At 64.9% G+C, this 1,830-nt stretch carries 2 protein-coding genes; both read left to right on the plus strand.

Annotated features, from left to right (window positions below; all coding sequences use genetic code 11):
- On the plus strand, positions 1–481 hold a 481-nt coding region (locus tag AAGA11_23135; GenBank protein MEM9605766.1), incomplete at its 5' end, for a S8 family serine peptidase.
- Between the two features lie 264 nt (positions 482–745).
- On the plus strand, positions 746–1,830 hold a 1,085-nt coding region (locus AAGA11_23140), incomplete at its 3' end, for a S8 family serine peptidase (protein MEM9605767.1).

Raw genomic sequence — 1,830 nt, forward strand, 5'->3', positions numbered from 1 at the left:
GACCGTGGGTGCCACCACCAGCAGCGACAACCGCCGGAGCACCTCCAACTGGGGCAGCTGCGTCGACCTGTTCGCGCCGGGCGCGGGCATCCTGTCCGCCTGGCACACCGGCAACAACGCCAGCAACACGATCTCGGGCACTTCGATGGCCTCGCCGCACGTGGCCGGTGTGGCTGCGCTCTACCTGGAGGGCAACCCCGGGGCCTCGCCGGCCCAGGTGGCCAACGCCATCACGAGCAACGCGATCCCCAATACGTTGAACAACGTCGGCGCCGGCTCGCCCAACCTGATGGTGAACACCGACTTCATCGGTGGTGGTGGCGGCGACGGTGGTGGCGACGGTGGCGGCGACGGTGGCGGAGATCCCGATCCCAACAGCTGCCAAGACAGCAACGCCTGCGGCGGTCAGGCTCCCGGCGGTTGTTGGTGCGACAACCTGTGCACCTTCTATAACGACTGCTGCACTGACGGGCCCTGCTAGTCGAGCCTCTCGCTAACTAGCGAATCAGCCGGCCTGGGGGACATCGTCCCCCGGGCCAGCCTCGAGTCCTATGAGCGCGCGGACAAGCCCTGCGCGTGCACCCAAACGTCGAGCTTGGCGCTATTTCCAAGTGATATAGGTTTACATAAGCTGGTCTCCCTCCACAGTCACCTCAAGTCAGTCACCTCAAATCAATCACTCCTTCGATCGACAAAATGTTCCTTTGCCGCGAGGCAAGGCTATAATCTGAAAGACACTGACTGTATGATGAGTTCGAAAATTTTTCAGTCGTCCCGTCTATCCCTCCTGCTGCTGTCGTCCCTGGCAGTGACGGCATGTGATACCGAGACCGAAGGTCGTTCCCGAGGCCAAGGCGACTTTGCCGAGGACAATCGGTCCGAGGAGTTCGCCGCGCCCGTATATCGGGTCGACGATGCGGCGCTGGATACCAGTACGACATTGCTTCGCTCCTGGAGCACGGGGCGCTTCATCGTGATCCTCAAGGAGGAGGAGCTCGCGAAGACCTCCATGGGTACCATGATGAGTCGCTTCTCTGATGTGCGGATCGAAGAGACCATCGACGCTCCGAAGCTTCACGGCTTCACCGCGCCGCTCACCGAGGACGAGATCGAGGACCTGCGCTTCAGCCCGGAGGTCGATTTCATCGAGGAGGAGCAGATCTTCACCGCCAATGCGCCCACCAACCTGTGGGGGCTCGATCGCATCGATCAGCCCAACCTCCCGCTCGACGGCGACTATACGGTCGCGGCCGACGGCACCGGGGTGCAGGCCTATATCCTCGACACGGGAATCCGCAGCACGCACACCCAGTTCGCGGGTCGCATGGGCCCCGGCTACGATGCGATCGGCGGCGGCACCGAGGACTGCAACGGGCACGGCACCCACGTGGCCGGCACGGTAGGCGGCTCGACCTATGGGGTGGCCACCAACGTCTCGCTGCACCCGGTGCGCGTGCTCGGCTGCAACGGCTCGGGTAGCACCACCGGCATCATCAACGCGCTGAACTGGATCGGGGCAAACGCCACGCTCCCCGCGGTGGCCAACATGAGCCTGGGTGGCGGTGCCTCAGCAGCGCTCGACCAGGCGGTGGCCAACTTGGTCAACACGGGGGTCACCGTGGTCGTGGCGGCGGGCAACAGCAACGCCAACGCCTGCGGCGCCTCGCCGGCTCGGGAACCGCTGGCGGTGACCGTGGGTGCCACCACCAGCAGCGACAACCGCCGGAGCACCTCCAACTGGGGCAGCTGCGTCGACCTGTTCGCGCCGGGCGCGGGCATCCTGTCCGCCTGGCACACCGGCAACAACGCCAGCAACACGATCTCGGGCAC

It is taken from the genome of Pseudomonadota bacterium (genome assembly GCA_039196715.1).
GTDB lineage: Bacteria > Pseudomonadota > Gammaproteobacteria > CALCKW01 > CALCKW01 > CALCKW01.